A 14,224-nucleotide genomic window follows, 5' to 3' on the forward strand; every position below is an offset into this window, starting at 1 on the left:
GCCCGTCAGCCCTTGGGCAACTCCTTCTCCGGATTGAGGGCGTCGGCGAGCCGCATCTTTGCCGACCCCGGCTTCAGCGGTTTCTGCTGGCTTTCATGCGGGGCCCATCCTGAAACATAGACCACGGAGAACGTCGCCCTGATCCGGCCGTCCGGATCGGAATAGCGCTCGGCGTAGATTTCCGCTGCCCGGAGAAACAGGGCGCGGCTCGCCGGTTTGCGCGAGCGGCCGACGAGCGGGTTCGCCATGCCCATGGCCTTGAGGTCGCGCATCAGCGGGAAGATCGAATCATAGCGCACTGTGTAGTCCTGTGCATCGACGACGGGCAGCGCCAGCCCGGCGCGCTGCAGCAGAGCGCCGATGTCGCGGATGTCGGCGAAGGGGATGACGCGTGGGCTTGCGCCGCCCGTCAGCTCGACCTCGGCAGAGATCAGCGCGTCGCGCAGTTCGGCCAGCGTCCCCGCGGCCGGGATCGCTGCGAGCAGCAGGCCATCGGCTGCCAGCGCCCGCTTCATCTGGATCAGCATGCCGGGCGTGTCGTTGGTCAGATGCAGGTTCATCGGCGCCAGCACGAGGTTTATCGATTGTGGTTCGAGCGGCAGCGTTTCGAGCGGGGCGGCGATGAGGTCGTCTCCCGGCGCGGCGTAGAACTCATCCGTCTCGACCCTGACCATCCGGCCGATCTTTCCGGTCGCCATGCACTCGCGTGCCGCCACGCCGGTCACGCCATTCACCTCGACGGCGACGTCGAAGTGCCGTTCGACCAGCGACAGCCTCTCGGCCAATTCGCGGGCAGCTATGTCGAGCAGGAAGGCTGCGTTTGCGTCCCCCGCCCGGAAGGCGCGGCGCCGGTTGGCGGCGGCGAGTTCGAGATCGAAGAGCTTTTCCATGCGGCTATCCTGACAAATCCACGATGGCAAAGGACCGCTGCGGCTCGTAAAGTCAAGCCATGACGGTCATCGGCGAGATCATCATAGGGCGCATTTGGGGTGGGGGAATGGCACTGATCGCCGGTACCGCGCGCGATCTGCTTTATCCTCCAGCCTGCTGCCATTGTGGTGTGTCGATCGCCGGGCATGGCGGCCTCTGTGCTTCCTGCTGGACCGGCATGCGGTTCATCGAGCGGCCTTATTGCGAAGTTCTCGGGACGCCGTTTGCCTATGAGGAAGGAGAGGGTGCCGTGTCGCCGGAGGCAATGGCCGAACCGCCCGTTTTCAACCGCCTGCGCTCGGTAGCGCTGCACGATGGACCGGCGCGCCAACTGGTGCATCAGCTGAAATATCGCGACCGCACCGATCTCGCTCCGATGATGGCGAGGTGGATGGTCCGGTCGGCTGCCACCGAACTGGCGGCCTGCGATGCCGTGATCGCGGTGCCGTTGCACCGGACCCGGCTCCTCAGCCGCCGGTTCAATCAGTCGGCCGAACTTGCCCGCCATGTCGCGCGGCTGGCGGACAGGCCGTTCCTTGCCGCCACGCTGGTGCGGAGCAAGCGGACCCAGCGGCAGGTCGGCCTGTCGGCCACGGCGCGCGAGACGAATGTGCGCGGCGCTTTCCGCGTGCCCGACGGGATGGCCGAGACGGTGCTCGGACGGCGGCTTGTGCTGGTCGATGATGTCTACACCACGGGCGCAACCGTCAGCGCGGCGGCGCGGGTCTTGAAGCGGGCCGGTGCCGCGGATGTGACGGTTTTGACCTTTGCAAGGGCGCTTTCCGGGCCTATATGAGCCATAGACTTGAAGTTCCTAGACTTTCCAGCGGTTATCACGGAGATCACGATGAAGCCGGTGACAATCTACACACGGCAGTTCTGCGGCTATTGCGCCCGGGCCAAGTCTCTTCTGGAGCAGAAGGGTGTGGCCTATGTCGAGCATGACGCGACGGGCAACGCGGAGCTCCGGCAGGAGATGATCCAGAAGGCCAATGGCCGCTCGACCTTTCCGCAGATCTTCATCGGCGAGACACATGTCGGCGGCTGCGACGATCTTTATGCGCTCGAGCATGCCGGGCGCCTCGACCCGATGCTGGCGAACTGAGGATTGACGCGATGACGACCAGGGTTGCCGCCATCCAGATGTGTTCGGGCACCGACCCGCGGCGCAATGCCGAGACCATGGAGCGCCTCGTGCGCGATGCGGCGGCGCGCGGCGCTCTCTACATCCAGACGCCCGAGATGACCGGAGCGCTCCAGCGCGACCGGGCGACACTGCTTGCCAACCTGCGCGACGAGGAGAACGACGTCATCGTGCGCAAGGCGGCCGAGCTCTCCAGGTCCCTCTCGATCTTCGTCCATATCGGTTCGACGGCGATCGCCGCCGGCGACGGGAAGATCGCCAACCGCGGTTTCCTGTTCGGACCGGATGGCAAGATGATCTGTCGCTACGACAAGATCCACATGTTCGACGTCGACCTCGACAATGGCGAGAGCTGGCGCGAGAGCGCGACCTATCGTCCTGGAGCAGAGGCGCGAGTGGCCGACCTTCCGTTCGGCAAGCTCGGTTTCGCGATCTGCTACGACGTACGCTTCCCGCATCTCTTCCGCACCGAGGCCATGGCCGGGGCACAGATCCTCACTGTGCCCGCGGCCTTCACCAAGCAGACCGGCGAGGCCCACTGGGAGGTGCTGCTGCGAGCCCGTGCCATCGAGAACGGCGCCTTCCTCATCGCCGCCGCCCAGGCGGGACAACATGAGGACGGTCGGGTCACCTATGGCCATTCGATGATCGTCGATCCCTGGGGCAAGGTGTTGGCCGCTGCTGGCGGCACCGGCGAGGCGGTTGTCGTAGCAGACATCGACGTTGGCATGTCGGCGGCGATTCGCGCCAAGATCCCGAACCTGAAGAACGGTCGCGACTTCGCGCTCGACATCGTTCCCGAACTGGCCAAGGGAGGGGTAACGGTTTGATCCGCTATGGATTGATCTGCGACAACGGTCACGAATTCGAAGGCTGGTTCTCGGAGAGTGCCGATTTCGACCGCCAGAAAGAATCGGGCTTTTTGACCTGTCCGGTCTGCTCTTCGCTTCACGTCTCCAAGACGCTGATGGCGCCTTCGGTGTCGACAGCGCGGAAGAAGGAGGCGCAAGCCGCGCAGCATGCGTTGACGGTCAATGCGGCGCAGCGCGATGCCTTTGCCAAGATCAAGGAAGCCGTTGCCGCGATCCGCGCCAATAGCGAGGATGTCGGTGAGCGCTTTCCCGAGGAGGCGCGGAAGATCCACTACGGCGAGACAGATGCGCGCGGCATCATCGGTCAGGCGTCAGCCGACGACGTGCGGTCGCTGATCGACGAGGGTATCGAGATCGCGCCGCTGCCGGTGCTGCCCGACGACGTCAACTGATGGCGTCGACCGGCTTTCATCTCGCAATCCACAATTTCGGCATTCATGTCGCAGATTACGGCGATCCTGCCATCGAGGGTTTCTTCAAGCGCGAGCCGCTGAACTTCGAGGCGGCGACGCGGGCGTCCGGCTTTATTGGCCGTTCCGGCTATGTCGGCGAGCCGGGTCCGGAGAGCTGGGGCAAGCAGGTCTTTCCGCGCTTTCTTGAGGGCAGCGGGCGCGAGGCAGGACCGTCATCGCTGTCGCTCTGGCAGGATATCGAGAGCCTGATGGCGTTTTCCTATGCCGGGATCCACGCCGAGGCGCTGAAGCATGCGCGGCGATGGAACGTCGAACAGGCCTGGCCGCCGCTGGTGCTCTTCTGGGTCGAGGCCGGCAGGCGTCCGGAATGGTCTGAGGCTGTCGAGCGGTTCGAGCATCTGGCCGATCACGGGGCATCGCCTTTTGCCTTCACCTTCAAGCAGCCGTTCGATCCGTCTGGTCAGCCTTACGTTATCGACAGGGGAAGGCTGAAGGCGCTGGTGGCGGGCAATGCCGAGGGGCAGGCGGACCTCCTGGCGCAGGCGAAGCTTATGGCGCCGTGACACGGGCGCCGCAATCTCATGACGTATCCTTCACGTCCTTGAGCCTTTTTCAAGGATGCGTTCGTAGTCTCGTAATCCCGACATGATCCGTACGATCGTAACGATACGGTTTTCCGTTGTGTAGAAGATGAGATATCGTCCGAATACTCATTTTCTCAAACGACGACTGCGCACGGAAGACAGCATTACAAACGCTTCCGGCATTTCGGCTATTTCAAGACAGGCTTGCCTCAGCTCTTCGAGATACGACAGGGCGCGAGATGGATTATGTTCAACGATGTAGCGGCCGATTTCCGCTAGGTCTTCCGTCGCCGCGTCTGTGAAATCAACCTTCATCCGGCCCGATGTTTGAGAGCGAGTTCCACATAGACGGCATCGAAAGCGTCGTCGATTGACCTCACCCTTCCCGCGTCGAGGTCGTCAAGACCTCGTTGAAGCTGTTTCTCGAGCTCCTTGTAGGCCTTCTGATCGTCAAAGCGCTCTCTTAGAACGGATGCTATGAAATCAGAGGGCGAGCCGAAGTCTCCCTGCCTTGCCTGTTCCCGGACGTATTCCTCAAGTCCCGGTTCGAGGCTGACGACAACTTCTCTCTGTTTGGCCATCGTCTATCCCTTTTGGTTTCATGCTATTCTACCACTGTTTGACGGGTGGTGAAACGGCATTGACCCCGACACCATCCGAGGTTCGTTCCTCACCCCTTGAAGCCATCCTCGTCCAAATAGGCCTGTTCCTCCGGCGTGGTGTCGCGGCCCAGCGCCGCGTTGCGGTGGGGGAAGCGGCCGAAGCGTTCGATGATCTCAAGATGGATGACGGCCCATTTGAGCGTTTCCTCGTCGCCGGTCTCGTCCCGGTGCTTCTGGAACAGGGAGACGCTGAGCTTCTGGTCTTCCATATCCTCCGAATGTTCGAAGGGCAGGTAGAAGAACGGGCGCAGGATCGGTTCGACACGCTGGTCGAAGCCTTTTTCCAGCGCCCGGCGGGCTGTCGCACGGGCGAGGCCGTCGGTGGCGTAGGAGTGGCCGCTGCCGCGGAAGAGGTTGCGCGGGAACTGGTCGAGCAGCAGGAGAAGCGCCAGCGTGCTTTCGGGCTTTTCTTCCCAAGAAGACAGCTCGCAGCACGAGGCGGCGAGATGCAGGTCGGCGTAGTTGTCGGCGATTTCGGCATCAAGCGCCGCGTCGCGGGAGAACCAGGCATCCGGGCCGTGACGCATCCAGCATTCGAGAACGGCTTCGGGTGTACCCATGGTGTCTAATCCTTCGTATGTTAGTCTTTTGGCGTCCGTCAGTCTTTCGGCCTCCGGGCGAGGATCATGTAGTTGACGTCGATGTCGGATGAGAGGTTCCAGCGGTTCTGCAGCGGGTTGAAGAACACGCCCTTGCGTTCGACGATACCCATGCCGTCCCGCGCCAGCGGCGCCTCGATTTCTTCCGGTCGCACCAGCTTCTCGTACTGGTGGGTGCCGCGTGGCAGCCAGCGCAGGACATATTCGGCGCCGACGATGGCCAGAGCCGCGGCCTTCAGCGTGCGGTTGATGGTGGACATCAGGAGAAGGCCACCGGGGCGCACCATGGAAGCGCAGGTGGTGACGAAGAAATCGACGTCGGACACGTGTTCGACGATCTCCATGGCGAGCACGATGTCGAAGGTCTCGCCGGCGGCGGCGAGCTGTTCGGCGGTCATCGCGCGGTAGTCGACCTTGACGCCGGTCTGGGCGGCATGGATGGAGGCGATGCCGATGTTCTTCTCCGAGGCGTCGGCGCCGAGCACATCTGCGCCCATGCGGGCGATCGGCTCCGACAGCAGGCCGCCGCCGCAGCCGATGTCGAGGACGCGCAGACCGGATAGCGGCTGATGCGACAGCGCCTCGCGGCCGAAATGGGCGGACGCCATGTCGCGGATGTATTCGAGGCGCACCGGATTGATCTTGTGCAGCGGCTTGAACTTGCCGGTCGGATCCCACCACTCGGCCGCCATGGCGGAGAAACGGTCGACCTCGGCCTGATCGATTGTCGTGCGAGCCTGTTCGCTCATCGGAAAGCTCCCTCAAGATGACATGCCTTCAAGTCGGCCGATCGGGCCGCAAAGTCAAGGATCGGTGCCGGGATCGTGAGGCGGTGCGGCGTCGGGTCGCCTGCGGGCGAAGAGGTCGAGCCCATGCCGGCGGCGGGTGCGCCGGTTGCGGCGCAGGCGGATGTCGGACCTGACGATGAAGATGATGTTATCTCTGTATGCATCGACCAATTCCGGGACCAGGTCGCGCACAAGGTCGTCCAGTTCATCCGAACCGAGGGCGAGGCACAGCGGGAGCTCGGTCACCGCGCGGCGGGAACCGCCGTCCGACATCAGCGCCAGTACCGAGAGGAACGGACGGTCGCACCGCAGCATCGGTCCCGAGCACAGCCGCCGTCGCCGGCACTCGCGGACACGGCAGAGCGGGATGTCGGCGTGCTGGCGCTTGAAGAGGAAGAACATGTCCATCGCGCTTCGATAGAGAAATTCGTCGATGCGTCTCAGCTCTTCCTCGGTTACCACGATCTTTTCGGGCGTCGCGTCATTATTCATTTCCGTCTCCTCTTCCTCATCCGATGGATTTCTTCGCTTGTGTGTGGGCACGGCTCCGCACCCACGCGGTCCTGACGGACCCGTGTTCTGCGGCATTCTCGGTGGCCGCCGAAGCGGCCGGGGCGCCCGGCGCACCGGACGAAAACAAAACAAAGGTACGCCAGGCACCCCGTCTCGACGATTTTTGCCGCCCTTTTCCTTTCCCTCTACGACCTTCCGGGGAAGGTCCTCTGTGCCACGCAGGCACGCCCCTTTTCAGGGAGGGGGATCGCGTTCGGGCAGCCCAAGGTCCTCCGCCCGCGTTTCAGCGGCGAACCATGGCATCGGCCCCACCTCGCCGGCAACGCTTTCCGGTGTATCCGCGGCGGGACGGAAAGCAGTGTCTCACGGCGGGGATTTTGGGGGACGCGGCGCCGTTAAAAAAAATTTGGCGAAGGAACAAGGACGATGAACGGCGCGTTCAAGCGGCATTCAGACAGAGGCCGATAGAACGGCACCAGAGGAAACACACCAGGAGATAACGCCATGAAGAGGCTTGGAATTCTTGCAGCAGGACTGGCGATCGCCGTCAGCCTCCCGGCGCTTGCGCAGGCTGCCAACGGTTATGCGACAGCCAATGTGAATCTGCGCGCGGGGCCAAGCACGAACTATCCCGCCGTGACCGTCATTCCAGCCGGCGCAGGCGTCGACATCTATGGTTGCCTCAACACCGCCAACTGGTGCGATGTCGGCTTTCGCGGTATTCGCGGCTGGGTCTCCGGCAGCTACCTGCAGGCTGGTTACCAGCAGCGCCGAGTTTATGTCGCACCGGAATACTATCGCCCGCTCGGCATCCCCACGGTGACCTTCTCGGTCGGCAACTATTGGGATCGCCACTATCGCGGCCGTGATTTTTACCGCAACCGCGACCGCTGGGACGACCGCGGCGAATGGCGCCAGGAACGCCGGGAAGAGCGCCGCGATTGGCGCGAGGAGCGTCGGGAAGACCGTAGGGATGACCGTCGGGACTGGCGTGAGGAACGCAGGGACGATCGCCGTGACGCCCGCGAGGAGCGCCGAGACAACCGGCCGGACGCGCGCGAAGAGCGCCGAGAGGAGCGTCGCGACAACGCCCGCGAGCGGGAGCGCCGCCAGGAAACCCGCGAGAACCGCCGCCAGCAGACGCGTGAAAACAGCGATCGGAATCGCAATCCCATTCGGGAGCTCGGCGCAGAGCGCAACAACGGCGGTCGCAACGGCTCCAACGCAAATGAACGTCGTGTGCCTGTTTGCGAGCCGGGTGACTTTGCCTGCCTACAGCGCCGATAACGACGGATCTCAATCACTTGAAGAAAGGCGTCTCCTCGTGAGGCGCCTTTTTTATGTCGGCGTCAGCGTACCGCATTGCGACAGGAAGGCCTGTTGTCCTTCGCTTGTGTCGCTGTTCCCCCACACCCATTGAACTTGCCGGTCGTTTTGGCTATGAGACCGCTGCTCTCATCCCAACCGGCTATCCGCCGGCCTGCAGTTTTCCTCGCGGCGTCGACGGGCGCCGGACAGTTTATCGGTAAGGCCCCATGGCACGCATCGTGATGAAATTCGGCGGCACCTCGGTCGCCAATCTCGAACGCATCCACAACGTAGCCCGTCACGTCAAACGCGAAGTCGATGCCGGGCATGAAGTGGCCGTGGTCGTCTCAGCCATGTCGGGGAAGACGAACGAACTCGTGGACTGGGTCCAGACCATGCCCAAGGTGGCTGGGGCCAATTCGCCGTTCTACGATGCGCGCGAATACGACACGATCGTCGCGTCGGGCGAGCAGGTGACGTCGGGTCTTCTGGCAATCGCGCTGCAGTCGATCGGCATCAACGCGCGCTCGTGGCAGGGCTGGCAGATCCCGATCAAGACCGACAACGCGCATGGCGCAGCACGCATCCAGGAGATCGACGGCTCCGACATCATCCGCCGCATGGGTGAGGGACAAGTGGCCGTGGTCGCCGGCTTCCAGGGCATCGGGCCGGACAACCGGATCGCAACGCTCGGACGGGGCGGTTCGGACACCTCGGCGGTGGCGATCGCGGCGGCTGTCAAGGCCGATCGCTGCGACATCTATACCGACGTCGACGGCGTCTACACCACCGATCCGCGTATCGAGCCGAAGGCGCGGCGGCTGAAGAAGATCGCATTCGAGGAAATGCTCGAGATGGCCTCGCTCGGCGCCAAGGTGCTGCAGGTCCGCTCCGTCGAGCTGGCGATGGTGCACAAGGTGCGCACCTTCGTGCGCTCCAGTTTCGAAGATCCCGATGCGCCGGGCATGGGCGATCTCCTGAACCCGCCCGGTACATTGATTTGCGACGAGGAAGAGATCGTGGAACAGGAAGTCGTCACCGGTATTGCCTACGCCAAGGATGAAGCCCAGATTTCGCTGCGCCGTCTGGCCGACCGGCCGGGCGTGTCCGCGGCTATCTTCGGGCCGCTCGCCGAATCCCACATCAATGTCGACATGATCGTCCAGAACATTTCCGAGGACGGATCGAAGACCGACATGACGTTCACGGTTCCCTCCGGTGATGTCGACAAGGCGCTCAAGGTCCTGTCCGACAACAAGGACAAGATCGGCTTCGACGTGGTGCAGAGCGAGAAGGGCCTGGTGAAGGTCTCGGTCATCGGTATCGGCATGCGCAGCCATGCGGGCGTCGCCGCCACCGCCTTCAAGGCACTCGCCGACAAGGGTATCAACATCAAGGCGATCACGACGTCCGAAATCAAGATCTCGATCCTGATCGACGGACCGTACGCGGAGCTCGCGGTTCGGACTTTGCATTCCTGCTACGGCCTCGATAAGAATTGATTCCATAAAGCGGGCTTGCCAACCGGCCTCCGGGCGGGCGGCGAGCCCGCTCCCGCAACTCTTGCATACCGGAGCATGGTGGCGATGAGAGACCTTTCAGCGGGTCCACGCGTCCTTTTGAAACGGCTTCGCGAGCTCATGGCCGAGCCGCTGGAGCCGCAGGAGCGTCTTGATCGCATCGTGCGGCAGATCGCCAACAACATGGTGGCGGAGGTCTGCTCCTGCTACGTGCTGCGCTCTGACGGGGTGCTCGAACTCTACGCCACCGAAGGCCTCAACAAGGATGCCGTCCACCTTGCCCAGCTGAAAATGGGCCAGGGTCTCGTCGGCACGATCGCGGCGTCCGCCCAGCCGCTCAACCTCTCCGATGCCCAGGCACACCCCGCCTTCCGCTACCTGCCGGAAACGGGAGAAGAGATCTACCATTCCTTCCTCGGCGTGCCCATCTTGCGGGCCGGCCGCAGTTTGGGCGTTCTCGTCGTCCAGAACAAAGCGCAACGCAACTATCGCGAAGACGAGGTCGAGGCGCTTGAAACGACCGCCATGGTGCTGGCCGAGATGATCGCCACCGGCGAGCTGAAGAAACTCACCCGACCGGGGCTGGAGCTCGACCTGACACGGCCGGTGTCGATCGAGGGCGACAGCTATTCGGAAGGTATCGGGCTCGGCCATGTGGTGCTGCACGAGCCGCGCATCGTCGTCACCAACCTCTTGAACGAGGATGCCGACAAGGAAATCCGCAAGCTGGTGGAGGCAATCGGGTCGCTCAGGCTCTCGATCGACGACATGCTGTCCAGGCGCGAGATTTCCATGGAAGGCGAGCACCGCGAAGTGCTGGAGACCTACCGCATGTTCGCCCACGACCAGGGCTGGGTGCGGCGCATGGAAGAGGCGATCCGCAACGGCCTGACGGCGGAAGCGGCGGTCGAGAAGGTGCAGAGCGACACAAAGGCGCGGATGATGCGCCTGACCGACCCCTATCTGCGCGAGCGGATGCATGATTTCGACGATCTGGCCAACCGGCTGCTGCGGCAGCTGACCGGCTTTTCATCGCAGAGCATGGCGGAAGGCCTGCCGACAGACGCGATCATCTTCGCGCGCGCCATGGGGGCGGCCGAACTGCTCGACTATCCGCGCGGCAATGTGCGTGGCCTGGTGCTCGAGGACGGGGCGGTGACGAGCCATATCGTCATCGTCGCCAAGGCCATGGGCATCGCCGTCGTCGGCCAGGCGGCAGGTGCCGTGGCGCTTGCGGAAAACGGCGACACGGCGATCATCGACGGCGATGACGGCAAGGTGCATGTGCGCCCCGTCGCCGATCTGGTGAAGGCCTACGAAGAAAAGGTGCGCCTGCGCGCCCGCCGGCAGGAGCAGTTCCGCGCGCTGCGCGACGTCGAGCCTGTGACGAAGGACGGCAAGCGGATCAAGCTGCAGATGAATGCCGGCCTGCTGGTCGATCTGCCGCAGTTGTCGGAATCTGGAGCTGAAGGAATCGGCCTGTTCCGCACGGAACTCCAGTTCATGATCTCCTCGACCATGCCGAAGGCCGACGAGCAGGAGAACTTTTACCGCAGCGTGCTGAAGCAGGCCGAGGGCCGGCCCGTGACCTTCAGGACGCTCGACATAGGCGGCGACAAGGTGCTGCCCTATTTCCGCGGACACGAGGAAGAAAACCCGGCACTCGGCTGGCGGGCGATCCGCCTGTCGCTCGACCGTCCCGGGCTTTTGCGGACACAGTTGAGGGCGCTGCTCAAGGCGGCCGCCGGGGCGGAACTGAAGATGATGCTGCCGATGGTCACCGAGGTGTCGGAGATCCGGGCGGTGCGCGAGCTGATGCAGAAGGAAGTGCAGCACCTCTCGAAATTCGGCCACCAGTTGCCGAAGAAATTGCAGTTCGGCGCGATGCTGGAAGTGCCGGCGCTGCTCTGGCAGCTCGACGCACTGATGAACGAGGTGGACTTCGTCTCTGTCGGTTCCAACGATCTTTTCCAGTTCACGATGGCGGTCGATCGCGGCAATGCGCGGGTGGCGGACCGGTTCGACGTGCTCGGCAAGCCGTTCCTGCGCATCCTGCGCGATATCGTGCGGGCGGGCGAGCGGAATAATACCCCGGTGACGCTCTGCGGCGAGATTGCCGGCAGGCCGCTCTCGGCCATGGCGTTGATGGGCATCGGCTTCCGGTCGATTTCCATGTCGCCGACGGCGATCGGACCGATCAAGGCGATGCTTCTGGCGCTCGACGTCGACAGGCTCGCCGCCGGTCTCAACGCGGCGCTCGACGACGATGCGGGACTCGTGAGCCCGCGCGATCTGCTGGTTCAGTTCGCGAACGATCACGAGATCCCGGTTTAATTACAGTATTGCGGAGTATAGGGTGGCGAAGCTTCCTGTCGAAAAGATGCGCGAGCTCGAACGTCGTTTCGGCGAGATCGAGGCTCGCATGTCGGCCGGTCCGGCGGCGGACGTCTATGTCAAACTGGCCTCGGAGTATTCCGAGCTGCAGCCGGTGGTGAAGACGATCCGCGACTACGAAAAGGCGCTGGCCGAGCAGGCGGATCTCAGGGCGCTGCTCGCCGACAAGGCGACGGACCGCGAGATGCGCGACCTTGCCGATATGGAACTGCCCGAGGTCGAGGCGAAGATCGAGGCGCTCGAAAAGGACATGCAGGTGCTGCTCCTGCCGAAGGATGCGGCCGACGAAAAGAGTGCGATCCTGGAAATCCGCGCCGGCACCGGCGGCAACGAGGCGGCACTGTTCGCTGGCGACCTGTTTCGCATGTATGACCGCTATGCGAGCGGCCGCGGCTGGAAGGTCGAAGTTCTCTCGGCCAGCGAGGGCGAGGCCGGCGGCTACAAGGAAATCATCGCGACTGTCAGCGGGCGAGGGGTGTTCTCGAAGCTGAAGTTCGAGTCCGGCGTGCACCGGGTGCAGCGCGTGCCCGACACGGAGACGCAGGGGCGCATCCACACCTCCGCGGCGACGGTGGCGGTGCTGCCGGAGGCGGAGGAGATCGATATCGACATCAAGCCCGAGGACATCCGCATCGATACCATGCGCGCCTCGGGTGCCGGCGGGCAGCACGTCAACACCACCGACTCGGCTGTGCGCATCACCCACCTGCCGACCGGGATCATCGTCGTCAGCGCCGAGAAATCGCAACACCAGAATCGCGCCAAGGCGATGCAGGTTTTGCGCTCGCGGCTCTACGACCTCGAGCGGCAGAAGGCCGACAACGAACGCTCGGCCGACCGCAAGAGCCAGGTGGGGTCCGGCGACCGGTCCGAGCGCATCCGCACCTATAATTTTCCGCAGGGCCGGGTGACCGACCACCGCATCAACCTGACGCTCTACAAGCTGGACAAGGTGATGGAGGGCGAGATCGACGAACTGGTCGACGCGCTGATCGCCGACTACCAGGCGGGGCAACTGGCACTGCTCGGCGAGCAGGCATGAGCGGGGAGACCGTCGGCGATCTGCTGCGGCTGGCGCGGCGGGAGTTCCAAGAGGCCGATCTCGACGATCCGGCGCTGGAAGCACGGATCCTGGTCAGCGGGCTGCTCGAGCTTTCAACGACGGAAATGGTGCTGGCCGATGACAGGGCGGTGGCGCCGGACGACGCGGAGCGCGTGCGCGAGGGGATTTCCCGACGGCTCGCGCACGAACCGGTCTATCGCATTCTCGGGCATCGCGCCTTCCACGGGCTCGATCTCAAAATCTCGGCGGCAACGCTCGATCCGCGTCCGGATACCGAGGTTCTGGTCGACCGGGTGCTGCATCACATGCGGGCCCTGGTGGAGCAAAGGGGGCGCGTGCGCATCCTCGACCTCGGCACGGGGACCGGCGCGATCGGGCTTTCGCTGGCCAAGGCCTGCCCGGTGGCGGAGGTGGTTCTGACGGATATTTCCGCCGAAGCCCTTTCAACCGCGGAAGAGAATGCCCATATCAACGGGATAGCCGACCGCACCGGCTTTGTGAGGAGCGACTGGTTCGGGGCAGTTTCCGGTTCCTTCGACATCATCGTGTCAAACCCGCCCTATATCGTGCGGGAGGTGATCGGGACGCTGGATCCGGAAGTTCGGAATTACGATCCGATGGCGGCGCTCGATGGCGGGGCCGACGGACTCGACGCCTATCGCGCAATTGCGGCAGGCGCACTTTCTCATCTTGCGGAAGACGGGTTTGTCGGGCTTGAAATCGGGCATGACCAGAACGAGGCGGTGACGGCGCTGTTTGCACGCGAAGGCTTCGGCTTGATCGAGGCGGCGAAGGACCTCGGCGGCAGGGACAGGGTTTTGATCCTGGCGCCAGGGGTTTGACGACAAGAGGCCGCAGCGCGGATCGCCGAAATTGCTGCATCCGCACAAGTTATTTCGTGAGTGCAAAGAAAAGGCTTGGTTTTCGTAAGGAAGCGTAATAGTTTGCGGGCACGCATCGGGCAGCGGGGATGACCTTTTAGGATTGTTCGAGACTGTCTCGACTTCGATTTCGGCCCTCTTTGGAGGGTTTCGCGGGGCGAAAGCAAACCCGATGCGTGATCAGTTAATTTAACTTCATCGGCGGCAGCAAAAGCAATGGCGCAGTATGCCCGCAGCACGCGGACCCTCGGTACAAACTGACCGAGCTTTATCGCGTCGTGTTCAAAATCAGCAAAACAGACATTCAGGTGAGCGATAGATGAGGCCAGGACAGCAGAACAAGCGTCGAGGGCGTGGAAATAACGGCGGCGGCGGTGGCGGCGGCGGTGGAAACTTCAACCGCAAGGGCGTCAATCCGCTGACCCGCACCTATGACAGCTCCGGTCCCGACGTGAAGATCCGTGGCACGGCCCAGCACATCGCCGAAAAATACGGCGCGCTTGCCCGCGACGCGCAGAGCTCCGGCGACCGCGTGATGGCCGAAAACTACCTG

General features: G+C 63.4%; 17 protein-coding genes (1 of these 17 only partly in view). 11 read left to right on the forward strand and 6 right to left on the reverse strand.

Features of this window, described 5'->3' with window-relative positions:
- Positions 1 to 5: 5 nt before the first annotated feature.
- Positions 6 to 890, reverse strand: a complete 885-nt coding sequence (locus J5J10_RS01180; RefSeq protein ID WP_211928479.1) for an SAM-dependent methyltransferase — start codon at positions 888 to 890, stop codon at positions 6 to 8.
- A gap of 107 nt (positions 891 to 997) precedes the next feature.
- On the opposite strand from J5J10_RS01180, the gene J5J10_RS01185 reads away from it, so the two are divergent.
- The 5 genes from J5J10_RS01185 to J5J10_RS01205 are packed head-to-tail and all read left to right on the forward strand — an operon-like array spanning position 998 to position 3,922.
- Entirely contained in the window at positions 998 to 1,726 is a 729-nt protein-coding gene (locus J5J10_RS01185) for a ComF family protein (protein ID WP_249116790.1), read from the forward strand.
- A gap of 51 nt (positions 1,727 to 1,777) precedes the next feature.
- The gene (gene grxC / locus J5J10_RS01190) at positions 1,778 to 2,035 is read left to right on the forward strand and encodes a glutaredoxin 3 (RefSeq protein ID WP_208554277.1); all 258 of its coding nucleotides are present in this window, start codon (positions 1,778 to 1,780) and stop codon (positions 2,033 to 2,035) included.
- An 11-nt stretch (positions 2,036 to 2,046) separates the two neighbouring features.
- A complete protein-coding gene (locus J5J10_RS01195) occupies positions 2,047 to 2,904 on the forward strand; it encodes a carbon-nitrogen hydrolase family protein (protein WP_211928481.1) in 858 nt (285 codons plus the stop codon).
- Entirely contained in the window at positions 2,901 to 3,338 is a 438-nt protein-coding gene (locus J5J10_RS01200; protein WP_211928482.1) for a DUF1178 family protein, read from the forward strand. Before J5J10_RS01195 ends, J5J10_RS01200 begins: the two co-directional genes overlap by 4 nt.
- A complete protein-coding gene (locus tag J5J10_RS01205; RefSeq protein ID WP_211928483.1) occupies positions 3,338 to 3,922 on the forward strand; it encodes a DUF3291 domain-containing protein in 585 nt (194 codons plus the stop codon). The genes J5J10_RS01200 and J5J10_RS01205 overlap by 1 nt, the downstream gene beginning before the upstream one ends.
- Before the next feature lie 147 nt (positions 3,923 to 4,069).
- Here the strand turns inward: J5J10_RS01205 and J5J10_RS22330 are convergent, their stop codons facing one another.
- From J5J10_RS22330 to J5J10_RS01230, 5 genes are all read right to left on the reverse strand, one after another.
- Entirely contained in the window at positions 4,070 to 4,258 is a 189-nt protein-coding gene (locus J5J10_RS22330; protein WP_249116644.1) for a type II toxin-antitoxin system RelE/ParE family toxin, read from the reverse strand.
- Positions 4,255 to 4,524 (reverse strand): type II toxin-antitoxin system ParD family antitoxin, encoded by a 270-nt coding sequence (locus tag J5J10_RS01215; RefSeq protein ID WP_208554272.1) that lies wholly within the window; start codon positions 4,522 to 4,524, stop codon positions 4,255 to 4,257. The genes J5J10_RS22330 and J5J10_RS01215 overlap by 4 nt, the downstream gene beginning before the upstream one ends.
- 89 nt (positions 4,525 to 4,613) lie before the next feature.
- Positions 4,614 to 5,165: a DUF924 family protein gene (locus tag J5J10_RS01220; protein WP_208554271.1), complete on the reverse strand. Its 552-nt coding sequence runs from the start codon at positions 5,163 to 5,165 to the stop codon at positions 4,614 to 4,616.
- A gap of 38 nt (positions 5,166 to 5,203) precedes the next feature.
- On the reverse strand, positions 5,204 to 5,953 hold the full coding sequence (gene ubiG, locus J5J10_RS01225; RefSeq protein WP_211928484.1) for a bifunctional 2-polyprenyl-6-hydroxyphenol methylase/3-demethylubiquinol 3-O-methyltransferase UbiG: 750 nt from the start codon (positions 5,951 to 5,953) through the stop codon (positions 5,204 to 5,206).
- Between the two features lie 54 nt (positions 5,954 to 6,007).
- The gene (locus J5J10_RS01230) at positions 6,008 to 6,484 is read right to left on the reverse strand and encodes a hypothetical protein (protein ID WP_211928485.1); all 477 of its coding nucleotides are present in this window, start codon (positions 6,482 to 6,484) and stop codon (positions 6,008 to 6,010) included.
- 525 nt (positions 6,485 to 7,009) lie between these two features.
- Here J5J10_RS01230 and J5J10_RS01235 point away from each other — a divergent pair.
- The 6 genes from J5J10_RS01235 to J5J10_RS01260 all read left to right on the forward strand — a co-directional run.
- Positions 7,010 to 7,792, forward strand: a complete 783-nt coding sequence (locus J5J10_RS01235; protein ID WP_211928486.1) for an SH3 domain-containing protein — start codon at positions 7,010 to 7,012, stop codon at positions 7,790 to 7,792.
- Positions 7,793 to 8,040: 248 nt separating this feature from the next.
- Positions 8,041 to 9,315, forward strand: coding sequence for an aspartate kinase (locus J5J10_RS01240; RefSeq protein ID WP_211928487.1), 1,275 nt, complete (start codon positions 8,041 to 8,043; stop codon positions 9,313 to 9,315).
- Positions 9,316 to 9,399: 84 nt separating this feature from the next.
- Complete coding sequence (gene ptsP, locus J5J10_RS01245; protein ID WP_211928488.1) at positions 9,400 to 11,667, forward strand: phosphoenolpyruvate--protein phosphotransferase; 2,268 nt, start codon at positions 9,400 to 9,402, stop codon at positions 11,665 to 11,667.
- A 22-nt stretch (positions 11,668 to 11,689) separates the two neighbouring features.
- Positions 11,690 to 12,769, forward strand: a complete 1,080-nt coding sequence (gene prfA, locus J5J10_RS01250) for a peptide chain release factor 1 (RefSeq protein ID WP_211928489.1) — start codon at positions 11,690 to 11,692, stop codon at positions 12,767 to 12,769.
- Positions 12,766 to 13,632, forward strand: a complete 867-nt coding sequence (gene prmC / locus J5J10_RS01255) for a peptide chain release factor N(5)-glutamine methyltransferase (RefSeq protein ID WP_211928490.1) — start codon at positions 12,766 to 12,768, stop codon at positions 13,630 to 13,632. The genes prfA and prmC overlap by 4 nt, the downstream gene beginning before the upstream one ends.
- A gap of 358 nt (positions 13,633 to 13,990) precedes the next feature.
- Positions 13,991 to 14,224, forward strand: partial view of a DUF4167 domain-containing protein gene (locus J5J10_RS01260; RefSeq protein WP_211928491.1) — the 5' end (the start) only. 456 nt of this gene lie beyond the right edge of the window; only the first 234 of its 690 coding nucleotides appear in the window; it begins with the start codon at positions 13,991 to 13,993; its stop codon lies beyond the right edge, outside the window.

It is taken from the genome of Ciceribacter sp. L1K23 (assembly GCF_018122705.1).
Lineage (GTDB): Bacteria > Pseudomonadota > Alphaproteobacteria > Rhizobiales > Rhizobiaceae > Allorhizobium.

Excerpts from the sequence above, each read along its gene's own strand:
- J5J10_RS22330 (WP_249116644.1), bottom strand. The coding sequence starts at position 4,258 with ATGAAGGTTGATTTCACAGACGCGGCGACGGAAGACCTAGCGGAAATC.
- J5J10_RS01240 (WP_211928487.1), top strand. The coding sequence starts at position 8,041 with ATGGCACGCATCGTGATGAAATTCGGCGGCACCTCGGTCGCCAATCTC.
- J5J10_RS01215 (WP_208554272.1), bottom strand. The coding sequence starts at position 4,524 with ATGGCCAAACAGAGAGAAGTTGTCGTCAGCCTCGAACCGGGACTTGAG.
- grxC (WP_208554277.1), top strand. The coding sequence starts at position 1,778 with ATGAAGCCGGTGACAATCTACACACGGCAGTTCTGCGGCTATTGCGCC.
- J5J10_RS01220 (WP_208554271.1), bottom strand. The coding sequence starts at position 5,165 with ATGGGTACACCCGAAGCCGTTCTCGAATGCTGGATGCGTCACGGCCCG.
- ubiG (WP_211928484.1), bottom strand. The coding sequence starts at position 5,953 with ATGAGCGAACAGGCTCGCACGACAATCGATCAGGCCGAGGTCGACCGT.
- J5J10_RS01205 (WP_211928483.1), top strand. The coding sequence starts at position 3,338 with ATGGCGTCGACCGGCTTTCATCTCGCAATCCACAATTTCGGCATTCAT.
- J5J10_RS01235 (WP_211928486.1), top strand. The coding sequence starts at position 7,010 with ATGAAGAGGCTTGGAATTCTTGCAGCAGGACTGGCGATCGCCGTCAGC.
- J5J10_RS01180 (WP_211928479.1), bottom strand. The coding sequence starts at position 890 with ATGGAAAAGCTCTTCGATCTCGAACTCGCCGCCGCCAACCGGCGCCGC.
- J5J10_RS01230 (WP_211928485.1), bottom strand. The coding sequence starts at position 6,484 with ATGAATAATGACGCGACGCCCGAAAAGATCGTGGTAACCGAGGAAGAG.
- J5J10_RS01185 (WP_249116790.1), top strand. The coding sequence starts at position 998 with ATGGCACTGATCGCCGGTACCGCGCGCGATCTGCTTTATCCTCCAGCC.
- ptsP (WP_211928488.1), top strand. The coding sequence starts at position 9,400 with ATGAGAGACCTTTCAGCGGGTCCACGCGTCCTTTTGAAACGGCTTCGC.
- J5J10_RS01195 (WP_211928481.1), top strand. The coding sequence starts at position 2,047 with ATGACGACCAGGGTTGCCGCCATCCAGATGTGTTCGGGCACCGACCCG.
- prmC (WP_211928490.1), top strand. The coding sequence starts at position 12,766 with ATGAGCGGGGAGACCGTCGGCGATCTGCTGCGGCTGGCGCGGCGGGAG.